We start from the raw sequence: 26,023 nt of genomic DNA, 5'->3' as shown, positions 1-26,023 counted from the left end.
TTCAGACGAGCCACAGAGAGGGGAATACCGAATTGTCCGGTCCAAAAAAACTTAAGCGTACGGTGCAATCCTATTCTGCAAAAGCGGTATCTGCCTTTCTGGCGGGTACGATGGTTCTGGGCGGGGCTGGAGCTGCATTTGCGGACAACACCCCAACCGGGACAGGGGCTGCTGCGGCTACACCTAATCAATCGGCGGTAACAGCCTCCGGAATATTCAGTGATGTCAAGGCAGGCTTCTGGGCCGAGAAACATATCTACAAGCTGGCAGGGCAAGGAATCGTGGTCGGCAATAACGGCCTGTTCCGTCCGGGCGACTCGGTAACCCAGCAGGAAGCCGTGCTGATGGCGCTGCGCTTCATGAAGCTGCAAGGCAATGTGAACACCAATACCGACGTAGCGCTTCCGAATGATTTCCTTGTCACGAATTATTACAAGCCCTATGTGATTCTCGCCTTCCAGCATGGGCTGTTGGATAAGTCCACCGAGATGGCGGCAGATAATCTGAAGACCTCATGGGGAGAACGCAAGGCCAGCCGGGAGTGGGTCGCAGAGCTGCTGATCCGGGCACTGGGCAAGAATGCAGGGGGATCCAGCGGGCCGACCAGTTTCGCTGATGATGCCAAGATTTCTGCGAACAAACGCGGTTATGTGAATACAGCTGTTGAGCTGGGGCTGGCGAATGGCCTGACGGGCAACCGCTTTGACCCGCAAGGGGCGGTTACCCGCGCCCAGCTGGCGACCTTCTTCAGCCGCGCTGAGGCGCACAACACCCTGGAATATGACAACACATTCAAAGGGTCAGTAAGCGCACTGAAAGACGGCAAGCTGGCATTGTACACCAATGGCGGCACACTGGATTTTACACTGAACGCGAACACCGCCTATTTCACAAGCGCGTCCGAGAACCGGATTACCTTGAATGAAATTCAGCCTTACACGAAGGTCACTGTTATTGGAGCAACCTATAATGCTGCTTATGTAGAGCTGACCGACCCTACGCTTCAAGTGGAGCAGGCAGAGGGGGTATTCACCAAGCTGTCACCTGGTGTAGTCTGGGTGGATTCTGCCAACGGATATGATCAATATCCCTATGACGCAGCCACCACGTTCCTGGATGTGAATGGGGCGGTTATTCAGCCTTCCTCCATCACAGCCGGCAGCAAAATTACGATTCTGCGCGAGACCTTCAGCGGTTCCCGCAAGGTAGTCAAGATCCAGGTCAGCTCGGGCATTGTCAACAAGACAGCCAAGGGTACTGTTCAGACAATCGATACTGCGGCCAAAAGCATAACCTTCAAGAACGAGGACGGCACAGCGGAGAGCTTCAAGTGGGAAGAAGGAACAACCTTGTTCAGCTCCCAGAATGCAATTATTCAGCCTGCAGAGCTGAAAACCGGTGCTGCCGTCTCTTATACCATCAAGGATAATGTGATTCGCTCAGTGGAGGTAACTTCGGGGGTAGAGCGCATAGTGAAGGGCTTCATCTATGAGCTGACGGATTCGACGATTGTCTATCAGAAGAGTGACGGCAGCCGTGAGGTCAAGCTGTTAGCCACCAAACCGGCGATTGTCATTCCTAATAACGTCAGCCCGGTGATGAGCGACCTGATTGCCGACAAGACAGGCGGCGACAATGTGCAGCTTACGCTGAACAGCAGCGACCAGGTCACCAAGATCGAAGTGCTCAGCCGTCAGATTGAACAATATGTTGCTGCGACGGTGGTGGATTATAATGCCAAAACCCAGTACCTGACCTTCACAGACAGCAGCGGCAAGGCTCATGTGGTTAAGCTGGACGAGAAGACCAAGATGGCTTACGGCGGTATGTTAACTACTTCGCTGACGACCATGGGGGCTAGATTGTCAGAGAACCGCAAGGTTGATGTCACATCGATTAAAGAGCGTGCACTGTCTGTAGAGCTGTCCACCAAATACACTGGCGTTCTGACAGAAGTGAATACGAATGCCAGAAACATAGTAATGAAGCTGAGTAACGGGCAATCGGTAACATTACCTTATCCTCAGGCAGTGGACATGTTCGGTAAAAGCTCTCCGGCTATCACCGATGTTCCGCTGAATGTTCCGGTTACCGCCGTACTCGCCAGCAACCAGGAGATTATCTCCGTGCTGCGGGTCAGCGGAACGGCCCAGTTCGAGATAGCAACCGTGGATGCCAATCTGAACAAGATGACCGTGAAGCTGGATAACGGGTCCAAAAGCAGCGAACTGAACTTGGTTTCTGTGCCGCTTACCAATGAAGCAGGCCAGAAGGCCGCGCTCAGCGAGCTGAAGTCCGGGGATTTCGTCAATCTGGTCTTTGAGGGGTCTTCGCCGATCTCCCTGCAGTCCGTGAAGCAATATGCCGGACAGGTCTCGGCATTGGATGCAGCCGCAGGTACGCTTACGGTGAAGGATTACTCGGGAACCTCCCAGAATATCGCTGCCGGCAGCGGTGTGAGAATTGTCCGGGACGGAGTTACCTCGAACGCACTAAGCAGTCTCAGCACAGCAGACCGTGTATTGGTTCGTAAGGATGCCAGCGGTGTGGCAATCATATCAGTCCTCAGCCAGCAGAGCCGGACCTTCTCCCGTTACGAGAGTGCGACGAATCAAGTGGTCACCAAGCGTGCCAGCTTGAGTGAGAATTATCAGTTCTCACTTGCGCCGAATGCATATATTCATCAAGGTGACACGACTTTATCCGTGCAATCTCTCAAAGAAAATGATAATATTATATTGTATTTCAACAATGACAAGATTGTAGAAATTGTGAAACAATAATTGCTATGGTGCTTTTCCGTGTGAAACACCGTCTTGAGCCCGGGCTTCGCCCGGGATCAAGACGTTTTTTTTGAAATATAAGAGCCAGGCGTTCGCTTGAACGCTGCGAACGTATACGATATAATGTATATTTGCTTATATTTCACCAGACTAGAGATCATATGCCCGTCATACTCCAGCGGGTATAAGGACTCCGTGGAGGGGACGCCATGAAAGCTGCAGAGGTCCGCCACATCCTGGATACCATCGGCGGCATGTTCCCTGACGCGCATTGCGAGCTGAATCACAGCAACGCCTTCGAGCTTACGATCGCCGTGCTGCTCTCTGCCCAATGCACGGATGCTACAGTGAACAAGGTTACGGAAGATTTGTTTCAGAAGTACAAGACTCCGGCCGATTACATTTCAGTGCCGCTGGAGGAGCTGGAGCAGGATATCCGGAGGATTGGGTTGTTCCGCAACAAGGCCAAGCACATTCAGAACCTCTGCTCGATTCTGATTGAGCAATACGGAGGGGAAGTGCCCCAGGCCCATGATGAACTGGTCACCTTGCCCGGTGTCGGACGCAAGACGGCCAATGTCGTTGTGTCCAATGCCTTTGGAATTCCGGCAATTGCTGTCGATACCCATGTGGAACGTGTAGCCAAACGGCTTGCACTCGCAGGCTGGAAAGATTCCGTGCTTGAAGTGGAGAAGAAGCTGATGAAGGCGGTGCCGCGTGAGGAATGGACGCTGACGCACCACCGGCTGATCTTCTTCGGACGCTATCACTGCAAGGCCCAGAGTCCGATGTGCCAGGTCTGCCCGTTGCTGGATGTGTGCCGGGAGGGCAAAAAACGTATGAAAACGGCGGTAATCAGGAAAGATAAGGTTCATACGAAGCCTAACAAAGAATTAGAGAAGAAGAGGATGGGATAGGGATGAAATGCATTTCTGTATACACCGATAATTTTGAAGCGTTCTCCGATATTTTTGACCGTGTGGTAGACAGCCCGATGGAAGAGAATGAAGAGCAGGAAGTGGAGGGCATCACGATCAGCCATTCCGGCGATGTGCCTGAGCATTACCTGGAGCGTATGTCTGCTAAGCCGGAGGTTGTCGTAATGAAGGACAAGTCCCGCGGTCTTACCATTCTGCAGCACGGTAAAGTGTTTGAAATTCTGCTTCCTGTACTGGAAACAGCTTAATTCTACAGCAATATTCAGAGGGGTTGTCCCGCAGCCGGAAAGTGGCTGCCGGGACAGCCCCTCTGTTTTTTTGTTGCTGCGGGAGCTTACAGGGTATGTTAGGGGTCTGGTAGGCTGCGAAGTCTGGTTTTTCGTGAAGGATTATAGCTGTTTTTGTAAAACGCGATATTTGATTTGTGACGATCTGATGATAAAATGGTATTATTCTATTCTTGCAGTGAAATAAATCATACAAATGTAGAAATTATGAATTTAATGTGCTGAATTTCATTATAGATCGCAGCGGAGGCGGGGATGTCGTGGGAGCAGAACGGGAAAGAGTGGAACAGGTGACGACCGGATCATCAGCGCTTATGCTGCTGGAGAAGCAGCTGAGGGAATGGGGAGAACTGGAGAGCGCGCAAGTTATTGCGGATCTCAAAATCAAGGAGCAGGCGGATGAGCTGACGCTGGCCTTTTGCGGGCATTTCTCAGCGGGCAAGTCGAGCATGATCAATGCGCTCTGCGGCAAGCCGGTGTTGCCGTCGGGACCGGTTCCGACCAGCGCCAACATCGTATCGATCCGCAGCGGAGCACCGAAAGTGCTGCTTCATCCGCAAGCAGGCGGGGCCCGGGCCCAGCGGCCTGTGATTCAGACTACCCCTGACCGGCTGCAGGATTACTGCCGCCAGGGTACAGAATATGCAGCGATTGAGGTCTGGGAGGAGATACCGCTGCTGGGCAGCCACGGTGTGCTGATGGACACTCCCGGGGTGGATTCCACCGATGAAGGCCATCAGGCTGCGACCCGGTCTGCACTGCATCTGGCAGATGCCGTGTTCTATGTCATGGATTACAACCATGTGCAGTCCGAGAATAATCTGGCATTCGCCAAGAGTCTCAGCGACTGGGGGAAGCCGCTTTATCTCATCATTAATCAGATTGACAAGCACCGGCAGCACGAAATTCCGATAGCAGAATACCGGCAGCAAGTAGAAAGCGCTTTCCGGGAATGGGGGATTCATTCCGCAGGGCTGCTGTTTACCTCGCTTAAGGTGCAGGCGCATCCGCTTAATCAGTGGCAGGCCCTCCTTGGCGTGATTAATGGCCTGCTGGAGCAGCGGAGGGAGCTGGTGGATTACAGCTTGTCCCGCTCGGTTCATCATACTGCCGATGAGGTGCTGGCCGCATACCGCGAAGGCCAGGAGGAGGAGCGCGGGCAGCTTCTGGAAGCGGCGGGCGGCAGCGGGGAAGCGGCCGTCCAGGAAGAGCTGCGGGAGCTTAAGCAGGAGGAGGCGCTGCTGGAGCGATTGCCTGAGCAGTCCCGCCAGGACCTGCGCAGCCGGCTGGACGCACTGCTGGGCAACACCAACCTGATGCCGGCTGACCTAAGGGATGCAGCGGGCGCTTACATCGAGAGCCTGCAGCCGGGCTTCCGGCGCGGACTGCTCTTCACCGCTGCGAAGCGGGAGAAGGAGCAAGGGACGCGCCTTGCGCACTGGCATAGCCTGCAGACCAGAGAGATCACGGCCCAGCTGGAGTGGCATACTCTCCAGCTGGTGCGCGACTGGGCTGAAGGGCTGGAGCTGTGGCAGGAGGGGGCGGAGCCGCTGCTGAAGCAGGCTTTTCCGGCGGTGAGCCCCGGGTGGCTTGCGGCTCAGGTGAAGCCGGGAACCGGGGCCTCAGGCGAGGCGCTGCTGAACTTCTGCCGCTCCCTGGCGGCAGAGATTAAGGCAGGCTTCCGCCGCGCGGTCCTGGCCTTCGGCGAGCAGCTGCTGGACGCGCTGCCGCCGCTTGCGGCCGAGCGCCAAGCCTCGCTGGCGGGCCGCTCGGCTTCGCTGCACAGCCAGCTCCGCGCCCACGCCGCGCTGGCTGCGCTGGACCGCGCGGCTGCCGCCCGCGCGGACGAACTCGCGGCGCTGCTGCCGCCGCGCCGCAGCCTCACCTCCGGCGCGCTGCCGGAGGTGCCGCCCCTGGCGGCTGGCGCGCTGAGCGCCGCCAGCCCGGAGTCGCCGCAGCGCAGCAGCGCGGCGGCAAGCCCCGCCGCCACGGAGTGGGCGGCGGAGACGGCCCAGCCGGCGGGCGGACGCCGCCGGCTGACTGAGGCCGCCGCCGTGCTGCGCGAGGCGGCGGGGGTGCTGCGCGCCGAGCCGGCTATGGCCTCGGCGGCGCGCGCGCTGGCGGCGCGGTCGGAGGATCTCGCCGGCGGCCGCTTTACCCTGGCGCTGTTCGGAGCGTTCAGCGCCGGCAAATCCTCCTTCGCCAACGCCCTGCTGGGCGAGGATGTGCTGCCCGTGTCGCCGCATCCGGCGACGGCGGCCGTCGGGCGCATTCTGGCGCCGGAGGGCGGCTTCGCTAACCGGACGGCGTTCATCACGATGAAGCGGGCGGAGGATTTCTGGGAGGATATCCTCCACTCCTTCAGCGTGCTTCAGCTTCCGCCGCCGCAGCGGGAGCGCTGGACCGCAGCGGTGGACCGGCTGCAGGGAAGCGGGCTGCACCCGTCTGCGCTGCCGCATATCGGCTTCCTGCGGGCCGCCGCAGCGGGATGGGCCGAATCCGGCCCGCTGCTCGGCACCGAGCGGACGGTCAGCCTGGAGGAATACCGCACCCTGGTCGCCGATGAGAAGCGGGCCTGCTTCATTCAGAGCACAGACCTGTATGTAGACAGCCCGCTGACCCGCAGCGGTATCGTGCTTGTGGATACCCCGGGGGCGGATTCCCTGCACGCCCGGCATACCGGCGTAACCTTTGGCTACATGAAGAATGCGGATGCGATCTGCTTCGTGACGTATTATAACCATGCCTTCTCCAAGGCAGACCGCAGCCTCCTGGCCCAGCTTGGACGGATCAAGGACAGCTTCGCGCTCGACAAAATGTTCTTCATCATCAATGCCTCCGACCTCGCCGCGGATGAGGCGGAACTTGCGGAAGTGAAGGCGCATGTCGCGCAGAATCTGCGGGCCGGGGGACTGACCTCGCCGCGGATCTACAGCGTCTCCAGCCTGCTGGCGCTGGAGGGCAAATCCCGCCGCAGCCGGGAAGCGTATGAAGCCTCCGGGTTCGGCAGCTTTGAAGCGGCGCTCTCGGCGTTCGCGGGTGATGAGCTTCCGAGACTGTCGCTGGCAGCAGCCAGGGACAGTCTCGGCTCGGTCCGCCTCCGCGCAGAGGAATGGCAGCGGCTGGCGCGGATGGAAGCCGGCCAGCGGGAGGAAGGAATGAAGCGGCTGCAGGAGCAGCGTGAAGCCGCACGTCAGCGGCTGGCGGAGCTGGAGCGTGAAGAACGCCCGCTCCGGGATCTGCGCCGCGAGGGGGAGGAACTCCTCTATCATGTCCGGCAGCGGCTCGCCTTCTCCTTCGGACGTTCCTTCCAGGAATCGTTCCACCCCTCGGTGCTTAGGGAGGATGGCGGGAACCTGAAGGATATCTTCACTGCCTGCGGGCGGGAGCTGGAGCGATCCATCCGGCGGGAGCTGGAGCAGGAGCTGTGGGCAACCACCCTGCGGCTGGAGTCGGCAGGACGCAGATTCGTTACGGCCGCCGCAGCTGCAGCCGCCCGGGAGCTGGACTTCCCGGAGCAGGAGCTGCAGCTTCTGGAGAATGCGGAGGAGCGCTGGCCGGCTCCGGCGAAGCTGGATTGCCTGCTGGCGCCGCTGGACTGGAGCAGCCTGTGGGGACGCTTCAAGTCCCCGCGCCATTTCTTCGAGGGACCGGGCCGGGCCGAGATCCGCGCGGCTGCGGAGCCGTGGTGCAAAGAAGCGGTGGCCGCCGCTGCGGAGGCCCAGGAGCAGGAGTTGTTAACCTTCTACACCAATGCGGCCGCAGAATCATTATTCCGTGCCGCAGGGCGGCTCCGCGAGGCACTGGCCGAGCGGGAGGCCGCCATGGCGGAGCTGCTGAAGGGAGGTGATTCCGCGCAGCATTGGGCCGGTATCGCCGGTGAATTGCAGCGGCTGGAGCAGGCGGTTGCCGACCGGGTGAACAGCGATCTGTGAAGTTTGTAGGAAAATGTCGAAGAACACTTGCAATCTGCCGGGCGATGGAAGAAAATAAAGAAGCCTGAAAATTTACAAAGAAAACTGCGACATTTTACAGAAACATAGAAGTCAGCAGACAAATTTGCGAAAAGAGGTTGGAGTCGACAATGTGGGGAGCTCCTTTATCAGCCCGGAGCAAGAAGCTGCTGCTGCTCGGCAGCGGCGAACTGGGGAAGGAAGTCATTATCGAAGCTCAACGCCTTGGCGTAGAGACCGTAGCTGTGGACCGTTATGAAGCTGCACCCGCGATGGGCGTGGCCCACCGCTCTTATGTACTGGACATGCTGGATGCCGAGGCACTGAAGCAGCTGATCCGTACAGAGAAGCCAGATTTGATTGTACCCGAGATTGAAGCGATTGCGACCGGAGCGCTGGCTGAGCTGGAGGAAGAAGGCTTCCTGGTCATTCCTACGGCCCGCGCTGCCCGGTTGACCATGGACCGTGAGGGCATCCGCCGCCTGGCGGCAGAGGAGCTGGGCCTGCCGACTGCGGCTTACCGGTTCGCGGACAGCCTGGAGGAGCTGCAGCAGGCTGTGCAGGAGCTGGGAACCCCTTGTGTGGTCAAGCCGATTATGAGCTCCTCCGGCAAAGGGCAGAGCATCTGCCGGCGGCCGGAGGATGCCGAAGCCTGCTGGAACACGGCGCTGGAGGGCGCCCGCGCCAAGGGAACGCGCGTGATTGTTGAAGCTTTTGTGACCTTTGAGAGCGAGATTACCCTGCTTACGGTCCGTTCCGTCAGCGGCACGATCTTCTGCCCGCCAATCGGTCACATTCAGCAGGATGGCGATTATGTGGAGTCCTGGCAGCCGCACCCGATGAGCGCGGCACAGCTGGAGGAATCGCAGGCTATCGCTAAGGCAGTCACTGATCAGCTTGGAGGTTACGGAATTTTTGGTGTGGAGCTGTTCCTCACCGCGGACGGGGTGCTGTTCAGTGAAGTGTCTCCCCGCCCGCATGACACAGGTATGGTTACAATGGTTACGCAGGATTTGTCTGAATTTGCTCTGCATGTCAGAGCCATTCTTGGATTTCCGCTGGAGGCGGTACATCTGCTGACACCGGGAGCTTCAGCTACACTGAAGGCCCGGGAAGGCACAGGACAAGCCTTTGTCATTACCGGCATGGAAGCGGCGCTGGCCCTTCCCCGTACACAGATCCGTGTATTCGGCAAGCCGGAGATTCGCCCGGGACGGCGTATGGCCGTCGCACTCAGTTCAGCGGAAGAGGTTGAAATCGCGCGGACAGCGGCCAAGCAGGCGGCGTCTAAGCTACAAGTGGAGGTATACGGGGATGAACAGTAGTACTCAGGAGCAGGTACTGCAGATCCGCAAATGCGGCATGAATGATCTGGAGAGAGTCACAGCCCTTTTGCGGGAATTCGGTTATCCGACAACGCTTAGCGTGATGAAAGAGAGAATGGAAGGCATGGAGCATGATCCTTATCACTGCACCATGGTTGCAGAGCTTAATAATGAAGTTGTGGGAATGATCGGATTGCGCCAGGTGAAATCCTACTACAAGCATGCCGATTGTATCACGGAGATTACCGCGCTGATCGTAGCGGAGGAGCTTAGAGGACAAGGCCTTGGCAAAAGACTTGTTGCAGCAGCAGAAGACTGGGCACGCCATCAGGGCTGCTGCCAGCTGTTTCTGCGGAGCGGCAACCGCGTCGAGCGTGCGCCGGCTCATGCCTTCTACCGCCATATCGGCTTTGAGAAGGATGCGGGCTACCGCTTCAACAAAGCACTTTTATAATCCTATACGATTCACCGAACATCCCCATCCCGGCGTCAACGGGATGGTTTTTTTTGAAATATAAGAATTTACATGTTGCACACGATAACTTATCCTTATATTTCTCGCTGAAACGGGTGCCGTCCTTAAACAGGACGGCATAGCCGTTTCCACTTGGCCTTGTCTGGCGCAGCCTTTTGTATATAACCCTCGATTGGACCTGTTGAATCACTTCCGGGCGGTATCCCGGGTCCCCCGCATACACACCTTTTCCGCCCCTGTCTCATATTCTATAGGCAAATGCCTTTTGTAAGGGAGAGCGACAGCATGCTGAGAATTAGGCTGAATGAGCTGGGACAAGGGAACGACAACGGTCTGATTCAGACCGAGGTATGGCGGTGGGACGGAATTGGCTGGAACGAATGCATTCCGCAGCAGGAGGAGGATTTCATCCGCGCAGATGATGACCTGTACGTGACGATCCCGGCAGAGGCGGGGTTATACCGCGTAGATTACGCTAAGAAGCCGCTGGATGCGCTTATTGTGCTTCCTGAAGACGGGGGCGGGCTGCGGGCGGAGCTGCTGCATCCGGCTCCGTTTAAGACGAAAGACGGGACGCTGTGGGGATACATCAACAATGAAGGGCGGACGGTGATCGAGCCGCGATATGATTATGCTGAGGAATTTCAACGAAGCGGCCTGGCGGTAGTCCAGAAGGGGAATATAAGCGGCCTGATCGACAGCGCCGGGCGGGAGAAGGTGAAGCCGGTCTATTCTTTCATCGGCCCCTTCTCGGAAGGGCGGGCGGTGGTATCGGATGCCAAGGGCTACACGTTCATCAACGAGCAGGGCAAAGAGGTCACAGCGTCGCGTTATGATTATCTGAATTCGCTACATGACGGGCGGGCGCTGTACTCGAAGCAGAATACCTCCGGGGGGCCTTCGCTGTACGGCTATCTGGATGCCCAGGGCAAGGAGGTGCTGCCTGCCGTCTATCTGGACGCCGGTGATTTCTCGGACGGCACAGCACTGGTCAAAACCGCCGAAGGCGAATATGCGCTGATTGACCCGGCGGGCCAGGTGCTGCATACGTACAAATATCCTTTTGTCGGCTATCCGGGGGATGGTCTGCTGGCCTTCCAGGCTGTGGAGAATGGAAAATACGGCTATCTGCGTACCGACGGAACGGTTGCGATCCCGCCGCAGTTCACTGCCGCCTTACCGTTCTCCGGTGGCCGTGCGGTGATTAACACTGCCGAGAACTACGGCAATGCCTACGGTCTGATCGACAAGCAGGGGAAGCTGATTATTCCGGCGACATATTATGAAGTGCAGCAGCTTGGAGAGAACCGCGTCGCGCTGGGAACCCCGCTGTATGCTGACCAGCCCTACAGGGGCTCCAGCTATGTCATTGCCGATGCGCTTACGGGACGGATTCTGAGCACCCATCCGCTGCTTGGGGTGAACAATTACGAGAACGGGCTGGCGTCGGTCTACGATGCCAAGGACACTTATTTTATCGATACCAGCGGCAAAAAAGCAGCCCAGCCCCCTGTATTGCCCGGCTCCGGCACCTTATCCTTCAGCGGAAACCTGATCCGGGCGGATATAGATCTGCGTACGTCGTATTATGACCGCAGAGGGAAGCAGGTCTGGCGGCAGAACGGGGTCATACCGCTCAGACCGCCTTACTCCGTGCTGGAGAAGAAATATAAGCCGAATCGTGATTATCTGGTCTACTATCCGGTAGTGGAGGGCATTGCCATGGTAGATGTGGCGAAGTCAGTCAATGACCGGCTGCGCAGCCTGTCTCTGGCCGAGGGCGCCGGACCGGGAGGGGCAAGCCAGGATTTCAGCTATACCGGTGATTTCGCAGTCTCCTTCTTCCGTAAGAACCTGCTGGTGCTGGAGCTGGATGGATACAAGTTTCCGTTCGGGGCCGCTCATGGGATGCCTACCAGGATCTATGAGCATATCAACCTGCGCACCGGCAGATTCTATACCCTCAGTGATCTGTTCAAGCCCGGCAGCAAATATGTCCAGAAGCTCAGTGACATTGTCGGCAAGCAGATTGCGAATGACCCGCAGTATTCTTATGTTTTTCCGGATACCTATAAAGGGATTACTGCTGATCAGCCGTTCTATGTTGACGGAGAAGCACTATATCTTTATTTCGCTCCTTACGAAATTGCCCCGTATGCAGCAGGCTTCCCCACCTTCCGCATTCCTTATGCCGAGATTATGGGCCTGATCTCAACGGAAGGCGACTTCTGGCAGTCCTATCATTAAAATAGGCACGCGAAGCGCCGATATATAAGTAAGACCGGGAACCGTCCTGATCCAGGGCGGTTTCTTGTGAATCATACTCTATCAATTTTTACATAATTTAGAAGAGCACAGCTGATAGTTTTGTGTTACAATGGCTTAGGAACAGATTACAACTTTGTAACAATTCACTCAGGCCAAGGCAACAGGATTGGACTACAACCAGAACAAGGAGATGGCAGAATGAAAAGCAAGACATTAAGAGCAATGATTGGTGGAAGCGTAGCCGCTGTTATGGCGCTTGGTATTTCTCTTCCATTGCAGGCAAATGCAGCGGCTGGCACTGAAGCAGCCGGATCAAATATGGATTTCAAGCAATTCATTGAATACTTCTCCCAGCAGAATCCGAAATCCTTCGTATGGGATGGTAACACATTCACCTTCACTAAGACGATTGTCTATAAGGCACCTGCTGCGGGTACCCCGCAGGCAGCACAGCCTGCTGCAACAGCGAAGCCGGTAGTAACAGCACAGCCGGTCGCTACACCAGCCCCTGTGGCTACTGCGGCTCCAGCCCCTACGGCTAAGCCGGCAGTGACTCCAGCCCCTACTTCCGTAGCTGCAGCTCCCTCCAGCGCATCGAGCTACACCCAGCAGGTGGTAGCCCTGGTGAACAAAGAGCGTGCTGCTGCCGGACTGGCTCCGGTGTCCGCACTGGACAGCCTGAACAAAGTAGCTGCGGCTAAGGCGACAGATATGCGGGTGAACAATTATTTCTCGCATACCTCACCTACCTACGGATCACCATTTGATATGATGAAATCCTTCGGCATCACTTATAATGCCGCAGGAGAGAACATCGCGATGGGCCAGAAGACACCGCAGGAGGTTATGACCGCCTGGATGAACAGCCCGGGCCACAAGGCCAATATCCTGAGCGCGAATTTCAATTACATCGGCGTTGGCTTCGACAATAACTACTGGGTCCAGGAATTCATCGGCAAATAATGGCTGCACTTCGCCCTCCGGCTTAGCCGGGGGGCGTTTTTGTGCGCTGAAAGGACCGTGACCAAATGTAATCGAAAAACCGGTCACATTCGGCCGCAGCTAAGTTAATAATAATCTGCTATAAATGCCGCATTCTCAGGCCGGGAGCGTATTCGGCGTGGTATAGTAAGAGAGATGGGCTATCAGATTGCCAAAATAGTTTGGAGTATGCTCAGATTAGAGGGGCGCTGATAGAATGGCGAACGTAGAATAGTTGGATTTTGCACACTTGTTGGGGAGAGAAGTAGGCGCATCCGGGCAACAGTTGGAGTAACAGCACTTATTTAGACAAATTTTCTTTTAAGTATCAATTTCCTCTGCTTTAGATGCTGTTTTTCCACCTGCTTAAGTTAATCGCCCGGAATTCAAGAGATTAAGACACATATTTCCACCTGCTTTTTTTGTGGGTAGTTTTTCCCGGATTGGGTTGGTCCTTCTCTTTTATTTTTGCTTTTTGCTCTTGCTTTTACGCTTTTAGCCTTTTATGTTTTTAGCCTTTACGCTATTAGCTTTTACGCTTTTACGCTTATTGCTTTTATGCTTTTGCTTTTGGCTCTTTGCTTTTTTCACTTGTGCACTATCAGCGCAGCGCTATAGTGCCGCTTTACTACTTACACCGTTTAGGCGGAAAGTGGCGGAGGGGATTTTGGAACTGTAGGAGCGGTAGCGTCCGCCTTTGTCTCCGGATGTTATCTGCTGCAAGCCATATAATCAACAACATCTGGAGACAACAGCGGCCGGAAGTCCAAAATCACCGCAGCCGCACCGTCCGCCGGAACATCCCGCAGCCGCGCCCATCACCTAAACTCCCCTCTTCGTTTGCAAATTCTGCAAAGAAGAATTATGTTTATCTACATAGTTAACAAATTAAGAATTGGTGAATCATGGAGAAATAGCACGGATGATGGAGGGATAGCCTTGAATGATTCCAAATGGACCTGGCGGGCAGTAGGCCTTTCGTCCATCCTGGCCACTGCACTATTGATTACAGGATTCGTATACGCGGCTGGCGATATTCTGTACCCGAAGGGGGAGCAATTCCTGTCCTCCCTGCCGCAGGAGACGACCGCGCCGGCAGCCGCAGCAACCGATGAATACAGGATTCTGGCGCTTGGCGATTCACTGGCCAAAGGGACCGGGGACAACGCCGGGGAAGGCTTCGTCCAGCGGACGCTGAAGGCCTTGGGTGCTAACGGCGGCAAGGCGGAGCTGATGGGGAATATGGGCATTAACGGCCTGACCACGGCTGCGCTCCAGAGCAAGCTGGAGGAAGAAGGCGTGCAGTATGCCCTGCGCCAGGCGAACATCATACTGATCTCGATCGGCGGCAACGACCTGTTCCGCGGCTCGAATATTCTGGGTACCGGCAACAGCGGACAGGCCGCTTCGTCAGCGGATACAGCGCAGCACACGGATGGAGCCGCAACGCCTGCGACTGAAGGCCCAGCGGACCAGAAGGTCGAAGGCTCCACTGCAGTGCCGACAGCCTCAGCCGATGATCTGACCCCCGAATCGCTGCTCTCCGCCCTGCCGCAGGCCTCGGAGCGGCTGGGGCAGATTCTGAAGACGGTATCCGAGGTGAATCCGCAGGCGCGGATCTTCTATGTGGGCCTGTATAATCCCTTCGGTGATATCCCGGACCTGCTCGTTCCGGGCAATCAGGCAGTGACCGAGTGGAACAATGCCGCCATGGATATTATCAATACCCACAGCAACATGACGCTGGTTCCAACCTTTGACCTGTTTAACGGACATCTGGACAAGTATCTCTCCAGTGACCATTTTCACCCGAACGGGGACGGGTATCAGCGGATGAGCGAACGGATCGTACAGGCAGTCAGATAGACTGTGCAACCGGCGTACAACTTGAGTGTGGAAGCAGAATTGATGTGCAAGGAGCTGGATACAGATGGCGAGACCAACATACGAGGAGCCCGGCGGGGTAGTCCTGTCAGCCCGGGCAGTCCGCAAAAAGATCGGCCGCAAGTGGATTATTGATGATGTAACGTTTGATGTGAAGGAAGGGGAGATCTTCGGCTTTCTCGGCCCGAACGGAGCCGGCAAAACCACAACCATCCGCATGCTGGTAGATCTAATCCGGCCCACAGAGGGCAGCATCACGGTCTGCGGTTATAATGTGAACAAGAATCCGGAGCAGGCGCTGCAATATGTCGGCTCAATCGTCGAGAATCCTGAGGTGTATACCTATCTGACGGGCTGGGAGAACCTGCAGCATTTCGCACGGATGCAGCCTGGGATAGACGAGGCAAGAATTGCTGAAGTCGTGGATATTGTCCGTCTGGACCAGCGTATTCACGACAAGGTCAGCACGTACTCGCTCGGGATGCGCCAGCGGCTGGGGATTGCCCAGGCACTGCTGGGCCGGCCGCGGCTGCTGATTCTGGATGAACCGACGAACGGTCTCGACCCCAAGGGAATCAAAGAGCTGCGCGAATTCATCCGCAAGCTTGCGGACGAAGGTCTGGCCGTGTTCGTCTCCAGCCATCTGCTGAGCGAGATTCAGCTGCTGTGTGACCGGGTGGCGATTATCAGCAAAGGCCGTGTACTCGCTGTAGGCGGGGTGGACGAGCTGGTTGCCCGTAATTCTCCTTATGTGCTGTGGGAACTCGAGCCGCTGGAGCGGGCCAGAGAGATCATGGCGGCCCGGCCGGATATTACGCTGCTGGAGCTGGATGAGGTCACGCTGGATGATTCGGTGATCGCAGGCATGGGGGCGAACTCCCAGATCACTGCGATGGAAGAGGATTTGATCCCGGAGATTGTGGCCGTGCTGGTTACGGAAGAGGTAGAAATCCGGGCGGTGCATAAAATCAACCCAACACTGGAACAGCTATTCTTGAAGCTAACGGAAGGTGAATCTATTGACTAACCTGCTGCCGCTCATCCGTAATGAGTGTCTGAAGATCATCAAAAAGAAACGTTTCTATGTCATCCTGCTTATACTGCTGGTACTGGTGCCGATGTTCACCTACGCCCAGATGCGCGTTGCGGAACGCAGCCGTGACAAATTCAATTCGGACTGGAGGCTGGAGATCCAGCAGCGGATTACCGATAACCAGAATTCGCTCGGCAGCGACCGGATTCCGGAGGAGTGGAAGTCGTACCGGCGGATTTTTGTCCAGCAGCTGCAATATTATCTGGATCATGATGTCAATCCGAACGAGCCGAGCGGGGTTACGTTTACCCGGGAATTTCTCAGCAATTCGGTCTCGCTGTTCATTCCGCTGCTGATTATGGCGGTCGCCTCCGACCTGGTGTCCGGGGAGCGGACGACAGGCACGATCAAGATGCTGCTGACCCGTCCGGTCCGGCGCTGGAAGGTGCTGCTTAGCAAAATGGCCGCCCTCCTGATGTTCGTGTCGCTGATCGTCCTGGCGGCGTATGTGATCAGTTATCTGATCTCAGGGCTTGCTTTTGGCTATAAAGGATTCAATGTTCCCGTCTTCACCGGCTTCCAGATCAGCGGGGATACGGTAGATATGTCCACCGTTCATGCAGTGCCGCAGTGGCAGTACCTGCTGATGCAGGGCGGGCTGGTCTGGTTCGTGAGCGTTGTAGTAGCTCTGCTCGCCTTCATGGTGTCGGTGCTGGTGCGGAGCACGGCGGCAAGCATTGTCGTGATGATGGCGGCGCTGATTGCCGGAACGATTCTGACCAATATGGCTTCCGCCTGGACAGCGGCCAAATATTTATTTATGGTCAACATGGAGCTGACCCGGTACTTAGCCGGAACCCCCGCCCCGATTGAGGGCATGACACTCGGCTTTTCGATGGCGGTTCTGGGCGTTTGGGGGCTTGCCGCCGTAATCATTTCATTCGCCGTCTTTACGAAACGGGATATTTTGAATTAGAATGTACAAAGTAACCAAAACGTTTGTTTGCATTTTAGAGAGAGTAAGACAAGAGAAGGAGGAGCATGAATGCTCGAACAGATCGATATGTTTGCAAAAGTCTCCAAGAACGCCGGTGCCGGCGGGTCTGGATACGATGCTGACGACATTCAGGTGCTCGAAGGTCTGGTTGCAGTCCGCAAACGGCCCGGCATGTATATTGGCAGTACGAGTTCCTCGGGTCTGCACCATTTGGTATGGGAAATAGTTGATAATGCCGTAGATGAGCATTTAGCGAAGTTTTGCACGAAGATTGAAATTACAATGCGTAAGGACGGATCGGTGACGGTCATTGACAACGGGCGGGGGATTCCGACCGGAATGCATAAGACCGGCGTGCCGACCCCGCAGGTGGTATTCACGATTCTCCACGCCGGGGGCAAGTTCGGCGGCTCCGGCTACAAGAAATCGGGCGGTCTGCACGGCGTCGGCGCTTCGGTAACCAATGCACTGTCCGAGTGGCTTGAGGTGGAGATCTACCGTGAGGGCAAAACCCACCGCCAGCGCTTTGAATACTGGGTCGATGAGAAAGGCAAAGAGCATGTCGGCGAACCTGTAACGGGGCTTGAGATTCTCGGCAATACGAACAAGACCGGTACGAAGATTACCTTCAAGCCGGATATTCGCGTCTTCACCGCCGGCATCTCGCTCAATTATGATACGCTGGCTGAACGGGTGCAGGAGATTGCCTTCCTGAACTCCGGGCTGCGGATCATTCTGAGTGATGAGCGGAGCGGACGCCAGGATGAATTCTTCTACGAAGGAGGTGCCAGCCAGTTCGTCCAGTTCCTGAACGAGGGCAAGGATGTCCTGCATGATGTCATCCATTTCAGCTCCGAGAAGGACGATATCGAAGTGGAGATTGCGCTGCAATATAATGCGGGGTATACAGAGACCATCGCGTCCTTCGTGAACTCTATCCCCACCCGCAGCGGGGGAACGCATGAGACCGGCTTCAAGACTGCTTATACCCGGGTGCTGAACGAATATGCCCGCCGGACCCAGCTCCTGAAGGAGAAGGATAAGAATCTGGAGGGTAATGACCTGCGCGAAGGCATGATGGCGGTCATCAGCGTGAAGATGTCGGATGTGGAGTTCGTCGGACAGACGAAGGACCAGCTCGGCAGCGCTTCCGCGCGAAGCGCCGTAGACTTCATTGTCTCCGAGCGGATGGCGCGCTTCCTGGAGGAGAATCCCCAGGTTGCGCAGAGCCTGCTGAAGAAGTCGATTCAGGCGTCCAAGGCCCGCGAAGCGGCCCGTAAGGCGCGTGATGAGATCCGCAGCGGCAAGAAGCGCAGCGAGAGCTCGAACCTTGGCGGCAAGCTGTCGCCTGCCCAGTCGAAGGATGTGTCGCGCACCGAGATTTTCATCGTGGAAGGGGACTCTGCCGGAGGCTCGGCGAAGCAGGGCCGTGATTCCAAGCTTCAGGCCATTCTGCCGCTGAAGGGCAAGCCGATGAACCCGGAGAAGGCCAAGCTGCTGGACATCTTGAAGAATGACGAATACAAGGCGATTATCTCGGCCATCGGCGCGGGAATCGGCCCTGATTTCACCGTCGAGGACAGCAATTATTCCAAAATCATCATTATGACCGATGCCGACACGGACGGAGCGCACATCCAGGTGCTGCTGCTGACCTTCTTCTACCGCTACATGAAGCCGCTGATCGATGCCGGCAAGGTCTACATTGCCCAGCCTCCGCTCTATAAGCTGACGCGCAAATCCGGGAAGCTGGAGACGGTCCGCTATGCCTGGAGCGATGAGCAATTGCAGAATTACCTGAAGGAATTCGGCAAGAATTTCGAGCTGCAGCGGTACAAAGGGCTGGGCGAGATGAATCCGGAGCAGCTGTGGGAGACGACCATGAACCCGGATACCCGTACACTTCTGCAGGTACAGATCGAAGATGCGGCTAAGGCGGAACGCCGTGTATCCACACTGATGGGTGACAAGGTAGATCCGCGCAAGCGCTGGATTGTCGAGAACGTCGATTTCACGGAGATCGTGGAGTAAGACAGATTGAGGAACAGAAGGTGAATAGTCAATGAGCAGTTTGTCAGAGCAATTTATGCCGGCTTTTCTGGAAGAGGTCGTAGGCGACCGGTTCGGCCGGTATTCCAAATATATTATTCAGGACCGGGCGATTCCCGATGTCCGTGACGGGCTAAAGCCTGTGCAGCGCCGGATTCTGTATGCCATGTACGATTCAGGCAATACGCCGGATAAGCCCTACCGCAAGTCTGCCAAAACGGTCGGGGACGTCATGGGGAACTACCATCCCCACGGGGATTCCTCGATCTACGACGGCATGGTGCGGATGGCCCAGCCCTGGAAGATGGGGCATGTCCTGGTAGACGGGCACGGCAACTGGGGATCGATGGATGACGATCCGGCGGCGGCGATGCGTTATACCGAAGCGCGCCTGTCTCCAATCGCCATGGAGATGATGCGGGACATTGAGAAGCGCACAGTGCTCTTCAAGGATAACTTCGACAATACGGCCAAGGAGCCGGTGGTCGTTCCTTCCCGTTACCCGAATCTGCTGGTGAATGGAACAAGCGGAATCTCCGCCGGGTTCGCCACCGAGATCCCCCCGCATAACCTGCGTGAAGTCATCGACGCCTGCATTGCCGTGATGCAGAAGCCGGATATTGCCCTGGAGGACATCATGACCTTCATCAAGGGGCCGGATTTCCCTACAGGGGGAACGATTATGGGCGGAGAAGGCATTATGGATGCCTACCGCAGCGGCAAAGGACGCATCTATCTGCGGTCCAAGACGGACATTGAGAATCTGCGCGGCGGCAAGCAGCAGATCGTCATTACCGAGGTGCCGTTCCAGGTTGTGAAGTCACGGCTGGTAACCGCCATGGAGAATATCCGCCTGGAGAAGAAGATTGAAGGGATTGCCGAAGTCCGCGATGAGAGCGGGCGCGAAGGTCTGCGGATTGTCGTCGAGCTGAAGAAGGAAGCGGATGCGAACGGCATTCTGGCCTATCTGCTCAAAAAGACCGATCTGCAGATCACCTACAACTTTAACATGGTCGCGATTGTCAACAAGGCGCCGCAGCAGCTCGGCCTGAAGGCCATTCTGGAAGCTTACATCGCCCACCAGCGTGAGGTGGTTACGCATCGTACCCGGTTCGATCTGGAACGGGCCGAGGACCGGGCCCATGTCCTGGAGGGACTGGTCAAGGCGCTGAACATTCTGGATGAAGTCATCGCTGCCATCAAGGCCTCGAAGAACCGACAGGATGCACAGAATAATCTGGTCTGGATGTTCGGCTTCAGCGAACGCCAGGCGGACTCCATTCTAACACTGCAGCTCTACCGCCTGACGAATCTGGAGATTCATTCGCTGCAGAAGGAGCTGGATGAGACCCTGGCGCGGATTGCCGTGCTGCAGGGCATCCTGGACAGCGATAAGAAGCTGATTGCCGTCATCCGTAAGGAACTGCTGGAGATCCGCGACAAATACGGCATCGAGCGCCGTTCCCTGATCCAGGGAGAGGTTGAGGAGCTTAAGGTCAACATGGAGGTGCTGGTGAACGCCGAGGATGTGCTGGTGGCATTGTCTGCCGACGGCTATATCAAGCGGACAGGCATGCTGTCCTTCACCCGCTCCGGAGGGGAACGCCATGCCTCAGGCGTTAAGGAAGGCGACCATATCCTTAAGCTGCTGGACCTGAATACCCGGGACAGCCTGCTCGTGTTCACCCGCAAGGGCCAATACTTCCTGCTGCCGGTGCATCAGATTCCGGAATTCAAGTGGAAGGAGCCCGGTACGGCTATTGTCAACGTCATCAGTCTGGCTAAGGGAGATGGCGTCATCAGCGTGCTGCCGGTCGGTAATCTGGACGATCCTAAGTCCAGTCTGGTCTTCGTCACCCGCAAGGGGCAGGTGAAGCGCACCGAGCTCAAGGAATACTCCACCAGCCGTTCAGGAGCCGTGGCTGCGTGCAAGGTTGCGGAAGGGGATGAGATCCTAAACGTATCCCTAAGCACCGGCGACAAGGATATCGTACTGGTTACCCGTGAGGGCATGAGCATCCGCTTCAAGGAGAGCGAAGTGAATCCGATGGGCCGGGTGGCCAGCGGCGTCCGGGGGATTCAGCTCAGAGAAGGGGACGAAGTGGTCTCCTGCTTCTGGCTCAGTGAGGATGAGGGCGAATTGCTCGCTGTAACCGACATCGGCTACGCCAAGCGCTCGCTGATGGTCGATTATCCTTCCCAGAGCCGCGGCGGCAAAGGGATGCCAACCTTTGAATTCAAGGAAGGCAAGCGTGTCCGCCCGAATGGCAGCAGGCTGGCAGGCGCCTTCTACTGCAAGGAACCGCTGGAGCTGACCGCGATTACCCAGAGCGGGGCCGTGTACTCCTTCTCCTCGGAGGCAGCGCCGATCGGGGAGCGCCGCTCCACCGGGAAGCAGATGATGGCCATCGAGAAGAAGGATGAGATCACTATGATGTTTCCGGCAGTGAAATAAAGAACAGATAAGCTACAGCTTCGCATGGAACGGCGCGGGCAGCCCTGGAAGACCGGGCGGCCTGCGCCGTTTGTATGTTTCCGCAGGAAGAAATTAAAGGGTGAGCGAAGACTTTATTTTTTTCGCTTGCAGGAAATGGAAGTTTTCTCGCGAACAAGTAAGTATACCGGATAGAGATCCGCAAAATAACTCCACAAAGTCAGGTACTTTGCGGGGACCCCAAAACAAATAAATTCTTATCTATCAGGAAAGGAAGGAATAAGTGTGCACTCCACTGAATTCAGTAAAATCTGGCATAAGATACTAAAGGACTATAAGTTACATATGGACAGCAAGCTTGCCCCTACACTGACTGATGCCCAGCTCACTGTGCTGGAATTGCTGCAGGAACGTGACGCGATGAAGCCTTCTGATTTGGCTCCTCATCTGGCAACCAGCCCGGCGGCTGTGACCATGCTGCTGGACCGGATGGAGAAGCATAATCTGATTGTCCGCGAACGGGACGCTTCGGACCGCAGAATTGTCTGGGTGAGCATTACCGAGACAGGCAAGCAGGAGACCCAGCGCGGGCTGAAGATCCGCAGTGATTTTTTTGCGGAAGCGCTTGATCCGATCTCCTCGCATAACCAGCAGCTGCTGCTCTATCTTATGGGGAAGATGGCCGTAGCACCGGCAGTTGAGGAAGCGACTTCGGTCCAGTCCGTATAACCATTATCCATCTGATCTTAAGCCAGAACCTTAGTGTTTTCGCACCAAAAAGCAGGCTGTCCGTTATAGGACAGCCTGCTTTTGAACTTTCACGGGCCATAGATTCCAGGGATATTCCCGGGGAGGCAGAGAGAGGAGTTCCACCTCTTCTCTGGTGACCGGATGCGGAAAGCGGGTGAGCGCCGACCAGAGGGCAATCTGCTGCCCCGGCCGGTTCACGGCTGCTCCGTATTTCTGGTCGCCATAGAGCGGACAGCCGACATCACTGAGCTGAACGCGGATCTGGTGCGGGCGGCCGGTCAGCAGCTCGATCTTCACCAGGGAGTAGTTCTCTTCACTGCCAATAACCGTATAATCGAGAATGGCGTTCTTGCCGCCTGGTGTGCCCTCACGGACCACCCGGACCGTGTTGCTCTTAGGGTCCTTCAGCAGCGTATGCTCAAGGCGTGCTTCTGCACCCGGGAGCTGTCCGTGGATGACAGCCAGGTAGACCTTCTGGAAGGCATGGGTACGGATGCTCTCGGACAGCCGGGAGGCGGCCTTCGACGTCTTGGCGAAGATCATCGCACCGCCGACGGGCCGGTCCAGCCGGTGAACCAGGCCCATGAACACATTCCCGGGCTTGGCATAGCGTTCCTTCACATCTTCCTTCAGGAGGGTCAGCAGATCCTTGTCGCCTGTAGCGTCCTCCTGGACCGGAATATTGACCGGCTTCACGATGCCCAGCAGGTGGTTGTCCTCATACAGAATTTCGAACCGGGACTCTCTGCCGCCGGTATGTCCGGCGGCTACTTCATGCTGATCGGACATAAGCTTACGCCTCCCAGCGGCCCAGAATCCCGCAAGGCAGATTCATGCCGGAGGCTGTAATCGGCAGGCCGATCTCACCGGAGTTCAGCTTGCCGCCGTAGCGCTTGCCCATGGTCATCGCCAGCATATTGCGCAGCACGGTAGGTGAGATTCCGGTCGTGTAGGAGTTGATGAGCATGAACAACGGCCGCTCGCTCATAATCTCCATACAGCTCTCCAGGAACGGATAGAGGCTGGCCTCCAGCTTCCACATCTCACCGCCCGGCCCTCTTCCGTAGGAAGGAGGGTCCATAATAATGGCATCGTATTTGCTGCCGCGCCGCTGTTCACGCTGGACGAACTTGAACACATCGTCCGTGATGAAGCGGACCGGCTTGTCAGCCAGACCGGATAGTGCTACGTTCTCCTTGGCCCACTGCACCATGCCCTTGGCTGCATCTACATGCACCACGGAAGCCCCGGCACTTGCCGCAGCAACGGTTGCACCTCCAGTATACGCGAACAGGTTAAGCACGGAGATCGGCCGGTTAGCTGCGGCAATCTTGTCCATCATCCAGCGCCAGTTGGCCGCCTGCTCGGGGAACAGGCCGGTGTGCTTGAAGTTCGTCGGGCGGAGGTGGAATTTCAGCTTGCCGTAGCTGATTTTCCAGTCTTCGGGGATTGGCTTCTTCATCTCCCATTGTCCGCCTCCGGCAGAGCTGCGGTGATAATGCCCGTGCACATCACGCCATTTGGCGTTCTCTCCGGCCAGCGGCCAGATGATCTGCGGATCCGGGCGGCGCAGCACAATATCCCCCCAGCGCTCCAGCTTCTCCCCGCCTCCGGTGTCCAGCACTTCATAGTCCTTCCAGTCACTCGCTATATACATCATTAATCCATCCTTCAAAAAGTCATTTAGCCTATATTGTACAACATTTCCGGCTGCTCCTACAAACAAAATGGCTGCAAAGCTGCAACTATTCTAAGTCTATCCAAGAAGCAGGCAGAGCATCATCCAATGTGGCGCTTTCTGCAGGGATTGTGTATGATCAGATTACTATTGTTCACCAAGCGGTAGGGGAGGAGGAAGGCTATGTATAATCTGTCGGAGCTGTATTATCCGATTACGGCAAACCCTGCCGGAGGCGGCGAATATCTGCCCTGCAGGCCGCTCCTGCCCTATATCCGCTGCTTCTGGGAATCTGCGTCAGAGCCGAGTGAGCGTCAGGCGCAGATTATCATCCCGGACAGCTGTATGGACATTATTTGGGAGTGGGATGAAGAGACCGGGGAGTCCAGCGGTATTTTTTGCGGCATTAACGATACTCCGTTTGAAGCCGGAGCGGCTGTTCAACTGGTCCCGAAGCAGCGGTTCGCCATCCGCTTTCATTTCTGGGCGGTTCACTTGTTCGCGGACGAGCCTATGACGGATGTGCTCAATGTTCATGTGCCCGTGGAGCATTATTTCCGTACCTTTCGCCGGGAGCTTGGGGAGCGTCTTCAGCTTAGCCGGACGATGGCTGAGCGGATTGCTGCGGCTGAAGCTTTCCTTCTGCGGAGACTTGCGCGTGCAGGCCGCAGCAGCGACGGAATGATGAATGCAGTGTATAAGCTGCTTCAGTCTAAGGGAAGGGTAAGCCCAGGCATGCTGGAGGGCACCTCCGGTGTCAGCAGCCGCCAGCTGGAACGGCTGTTCCGCCGCCATATCGGTCTTCCGCCCAAGAAGGTGGCAGACCTGATCCGCTTCCAGAATGTCTGGCTTGATCTGTACCGGTCCCCGCAGCGGCCGGGAGTCATGCAGGATCTGGTGTACGCCTACGGTTACAGCCACCAGTCACATCTGATCAACAGTTTCAAGAAATTTGCAGGCAGAACGCCGCTGGAGGCGCTGGTGAAGGCCCGGAGCTGAATGGGTCGTTTTTTTGCAATACAAGCTGAACCGTCCCGGATACAATGAGCATAGACAGGCTGATGACGGCCTGCTTCACCTATTACAAGCCATGAAGGGAAGGATACAATTATGATTACATCGTTTGACGGCATTAATCTGTACAGCAAGAATCCGGAGGCATTGGCCGCCTTCTATTCGGAGGTGCTTGGCATTCCGGTTCCCTTCGAGGGCTACGGGGAGTATGACGGGTCGAAGATTGCCTTTGAACGCACCCAGCCAGGGATAATCATCTGGAACGCGGCCAAGTGGGAGAACCTGACGACAGGAACCGTCAATCTCGTTTTCTCCTGTGGCAGTCTGGACGAGACGTATGAGCAGCTGAAGGCGAAGGGACTTGATTGCCAGCCCCCTTCAACGATGGAGTACGGCGGCAAAGAAATGAATTTCCGTGATCCGGACGGCAATGGCATTACCTTGCTGGAAGGCGGATACTGATCGTCTAGCTCCACCACAACTAACGAACTGAACAGCGGCAGCTCCTGGAGTTCAATAACTCCCGGGGACTGCCGTTGTTTGTGTTTGCGTCTATACTTGTTGACAATGATAATCATTATCAAATAGAATGGGTATAGCAATACTTTTTACTTAGAGTTTATTTTGGGAATTTGCTTTAGAATACAGAATGACCCCGGAGGGATAGAGTGATGGCCAAGGTGTTAGTGGCATATGCCAGCTTGACAGGCAATACAGAGGAAATCGCTGAATTGATCGTGGAAGGTATTCGCGAGGCAGGGGGAGAGGCCGTGCTGAAATCGGTCACCGACTGCAATGCTAGTGAGATACAGGCATACGAGGCTGTGCTGCTGGGTGCTTATACCTGGGGTGACGGGGAGCTGCCGGATGAATTCCTTGATTTCTATGAGGAGATGGATGAGCTGGACCTGACCAACTGTAAGGCGGCAGCCTTCGGAAGCGGGGACACGGGATATCAGATCTACTGCGGGGCCGTGGACGAGATTGAGAATAAGCTGAAGGAGCGCGGGGCTGAGATTGTTCAGGCCAGCCTGAAGATTGAATACGGGCCGAATGCCGCCGAGAAAGAGGACTGCCGCAGCTTCGGCCGTCAGTTCATCGGGGCCTGCGCAGCGGTCTCCTGATCATGGGCGCTGCGGCAGGGGCTTGTACAGGAAGGAACCCGGCAGGAGGG

At 56.3% G+C, this 26,023-nt stretch carries 19 protein-coding genes; 17 read left to right on the top strand and 2 right to left on the bottom strand.

Annotated features, from left to right (window positions below; translation table 11 throughout):
- Positions 1-32 precede the first annotated feature (32 nt).
- From K1558_RS17625 to K1558_RS17560, 14 genes are all read left to right on the top strand, one after another.
- The gene (locus tag K1558_RS17625; protein ID WP_238652955.1) at positions 33-2,783 is read left to right on the top strand and encodes an S-layer homology domain-containing protein; all 2,751 of its coding nucleotides are present in this window, start codon (positions 33-35) and stop codon (positions 2,781-2,783) included.
- Positions 2,784-2,992: 209 nt separating this feature from the next.
- Positions 2,993-3,700, top strand: a complete 708-nt coding sequence (nth, locus tag K1558_RS17620) for an endonuclease III (RefSeq protein ID WP_238652954.1) — start codon at positions 2,993-2,995, stop codon at positions 3,698-3,700.
- 2 nt (positions 3,701-3,702) lie between these two features.
- Positions 3,703-3,969: an NAD/NADP transhydrogenase alpha subunit gene (locus K1558_RS17615; protein ID WP_238652953.1), complete on the top strand. Its 267-nt coding sequence runs from the start codon at positions 3,703-3,705 to the stop codon at positions 3,967-3,969.
- Between the two features lie 299 nt (positions 3,970-4,268).
- Positions 4,269-7,943, top strand: a complete 3,675-nt coding sequence (locus tag K1558_RS17610) for a dynamin family protein (RefSeq protein WP_238652952.1) — start codon at positions 4,269-4,271, stop codon at positions 7,941-7,943.
- 149 nt (positions 7,944-8,092) lie between these two features.
- A complete protein-coding gene (gene purT / locus K1558_RS17605; protein WP_238653001.1) occupies positions 8,093-9,286 on the top strand; it encodes a formate-dependent phosphoribosylglycinamide formyltransferase in 1,194 nt (397 codons plus the stop codon).
- Positions 9,276-9,740, top strand: coding sequence for a GNAT family N-acetyltransferase (locus tag K1558_RS17600; RefSeq protein WP_238652951.1), 465 nt, complete (start codon positions 9,276-9,278; stop codon positions 9,738-9,740). The genes purT and K1558_RS17600 overlap by 11 nt, the downstream gene beginning before the upstream one ends.
- Before the next feature lie 306 nt (positions 9,741-10,046).
- Positions 10,047-12,008, top strand: coding sequence for a WG repeat-containing protein (locus K1558_RS17595; protein WP_238652950.1), 1,962 nt, complete (start codon positions 10,047-10,049; stop codon positions 12,006-12,008).
- 219 nt (positions 12,009-12,227) lie between these two features.
- Positions 12,228-12,992, top strand: coding sequence for a CAP domain-containing protein (locus K1558_RS17590; protein ID WP_238652949.1), 765 nt, complete (start codon positions 12,228-12,230; stop codon positions 12,990-12,992).
- Between the two features lie 957 nt (positions 12,993-13,949).
- On the top strand, positions 13,950-14,876 hold the full coding sequence (locus tag K1558_RS17585; RefSeq protein WP_238652948.1) for a GDSL-type esterase/lipase family protein: 927 nt from the start codon (positions 13,950-13,952) through the stop codon (positions 14,874-14,876).
- 64 nt (positions 14,877-14,940) lie between these two features.
- The gene (locus K1558_RS17580; protein WP_238652947.1) at positions 14,941-15,921 is read left to right on the top strand and encodes an ABC transporter ATP-binding protein; all 981 of its coding nucleotides are present in this window, start codon (positions 14,941-14,943) and stop codon (positions 15,919-15,921) included.
- Entirely contained in the window at positions 15,914-16,903 is a 990-nt protein-coding gene (locus K1558_RS17575) for an ABC transporter permease (RefSeq protein WP_238652946.1), read from the top strand. Before K1558_RS17580 ends, K1558_RS17575 begins: the two co-directional genes overlap by 8 nt.
- Before the next feature lie 69 nt (positions 16,904-16,972).
- Positions 16,973-18,955, top strand: coding sequence for a DNA topoisomerase IV subunit B (gene parE / locus K1558_RS17570; RefSeq protein WP_238652945.1), 1,983 nt, complete (start codon positions 16,973-16,975; stop codon positions 18,953-18,955).
- A 31-nt stretch (positions 18,956-18,986) separates the two neighbouring features.
- The gene (gene gyrA, locus K1558_RS17565; protein ID WP_238652944.1) at positions 18,987-21,428 is read left to right on the top strand and encodes a DNA gyrase subunit A; all 2,442 of its coding nucleotides are present in this window, start codon (positions 18,987-18,989) and stop codon (positions 21,426-21,428) included.
- 264 nt (positions 21,429-21,692) lie between these two features.
- Positions 21,693-22,136: a MarR family winged helix-turn-helix transcriptional regulator gene (locus K1558_RS17560; RefSeq protein WP_238652943.1), complete on the top strand. Its 444-nt coding sequence runs from the start codon at positions 21,693-21,695 to the stop codon at positions 22,134-22,136.
- Positions 22,137-22,199: 63 nt separating this feature from the next.
- On the opposite strand, the gene K1558_RS17555 is transcribed toward K1558_RS17560, so the two are convergent.
- Positions 22,200-22,946 carry an RluA family pseudouridine synthase gene (locus K1558_RS17555; protein ID WP_238652942.1) on the bottom strand — a complete coding sequence of 249 codons (747 nt, stop codon included), beginning with the start codon at positions 22,944-22,946 and terminating at the stop codon, positions 22,200-22,202.
- Between the two features lie 4 nt (positions 22,947-22,950).
- Positions 22,951-23,814 (bottom strand): class I SAM-dependent methyltransferase, encoded by an 864-nt coding sequence (locus tag K1558_RS17550; RefSeq protein ID WP_238653000.1) that lies wholly within the window; start codon positions 23,812-23,814, stop codon positions 22,951-22,953.
- A gap of 204 nt (positions 23,815-24,018) precedes the next feature.
- Between K1558_RS17550 and K1558_RS17545 the strand changes: the two genes are divergently transcribed.
- The 3 genes from K1558_RS17545 (at position 24,019) to K1558_RS17535 (ending at position 25,973) form a co-directional block, all read left to right on the top strand.
- On the top strand, positions 24,019-24,834 hold the full coding sequence (locus K1558_RS17545) for an AraC family transcriptional regulator (RefSeq protein ID WP_238652941.1): 816 nt from the start codon (positions 24,019-24,021) through the stop codon (positions 24,832-24,834).
- Positions 24,835-24,945: 111 nt separating this feature from the next.
- Positions 24,946-25,311: a VOC family protein gene (locus tag K1558_RS17540; protein WP_238652940.1), complete on the top strand. Its 366-nt coding sequence runs from the start codon at positions 24,946-24,948 to the stop codon at positions 25,309-25,311.
- Between the two features lie 209 nt (positions 25,312-25,520).
- Positions 25,521-25,973, top strand: a complete 453-nt coding sequence (locus K1558_RS17535; RefSeq protein WP_238652939.1) for a flavodoxin — start codon at positions 25,521-25,523, stop codon at positions 25,971-25,973.
- The last annotated feature ends 50 nt before the right edge of the window (positions 25,974-26,023 follow it).

This window comes from Paenibacillus piscarius (assembly GCF_022234545.1).
GTDB classification, from domain to species: domain Bacteria; phylum Bacillota; class Bacilli; order Paenibacillales; family Paenibacillaceae; genus Paenibacillus_AQ; species Paenibacillus_AQ piscarius.
This window is presented reverse-complemented; position numbering and strand designations above follow the sequence as displayed.

What these genes read in the sequence shown, in the direction of transcription:
- purT (WP_238653001.1), top strand. Translation starts at nt 8,093, where the DNA reads ATGTGGGGAGCTCCTTTATCAGCCCGGAGCAAGAAGCTGCTGCTGCTC.
- K1558_RS17540 (WP_238652940.1), top strand. Translation starts at nt 24,946, where the DNA reads ATGATTACATCGTTTGACGGCATTAATCTGTACAGCAAGAATCCGGAG.
- K1558_RS17600 (WP_238652951.1), top strand. Translation starts at nt 9,276, where the DNA reads ATGAACAGTAGTACTCAGGAGCAGGTACTGCAGATCCGCAAATGCGGC.
- nth (WP_238652954.1), top strand. Translation starts at nt 2,993, where the DNA reads ATGAAAGCTGCAGAGGTCCGCCACATCCTGGATACCATCGGCGGCATG.
- K1558_RS17535 (WP_238652939.1), top strand. Translation starts at nt 25,521, where the DNA reads ATGGCCAAGGTGTTAGTGGCATATGCCAGCTTGACAGGCAATACAGAG.
- K1558_RS17550 (WP_238653000.1), bottom strand. Translation starts at nt 23,814, where the DNA reads ATGTATATAGCGAGTGACTGGAAGGACTATGAAGTGCTGGACACCGGA.
- K1558_RS17615 (WP_238652953.1), top strand. Translation starts at nt 3,703, where the DNA reads ATGAAATGCATTTCTGTATACACCGATAATTTTGAAGCGTTCTCCGAT.
- K1558_RS17545 (WP_238652941.1), top strand. Translation starts at nt 24,019, where the DNA reads ATGTATAATCTGTCGGAGCTGTATTATCCGATTACGGCAAACCCTGCC.
- K1558_RS17555 (WP_238652942.1), bottom strand. Translation starts at nt 22,946, where the DNA reads ATGTCCGATCAGCATGAAGTAGCCGCCGGACATACCGGCGGCAGAGAG.
- K1558_RS17590 (WP_238652949.1), top strand. Translation starts at nt 12,228, where the DNA reads ATGAAAAGCAAGACATTAAGAGCAATGATTGGTGGAAGCGTAGCCGCT.
- gyrA (WP_238652944.1), top strand. Translation starts at nt 18,987, where the DNA reads ATGAGCAGTTTGTCAGAGCAATTTATGCCGGCTTTTCTGGAAGAGGTC.
- K1558_RS17580 (WP_238652947.1), top strand. Translation starts at nt 14,941, where the DNA reads ATGGCGAGACCAACATACGAGGAGCCCGGCGGGGTAGTCCTGTCAGCC.
- parE (WP_238652945.1), top strand. Translation starts at nt 16,973, where the DNA reads ATGCTCGAACAGATCGATATGTTTGCAAAAGTCTCCAAGAACGCCGGT.
- K1558_RS17595 (WP_238652950.1), top strand. Translation starts at nt 10,047, where the DNA reads ATGCTGAGAATTAGGCTGAATGAGCTGGGACAAGGGAACGACAACGGT.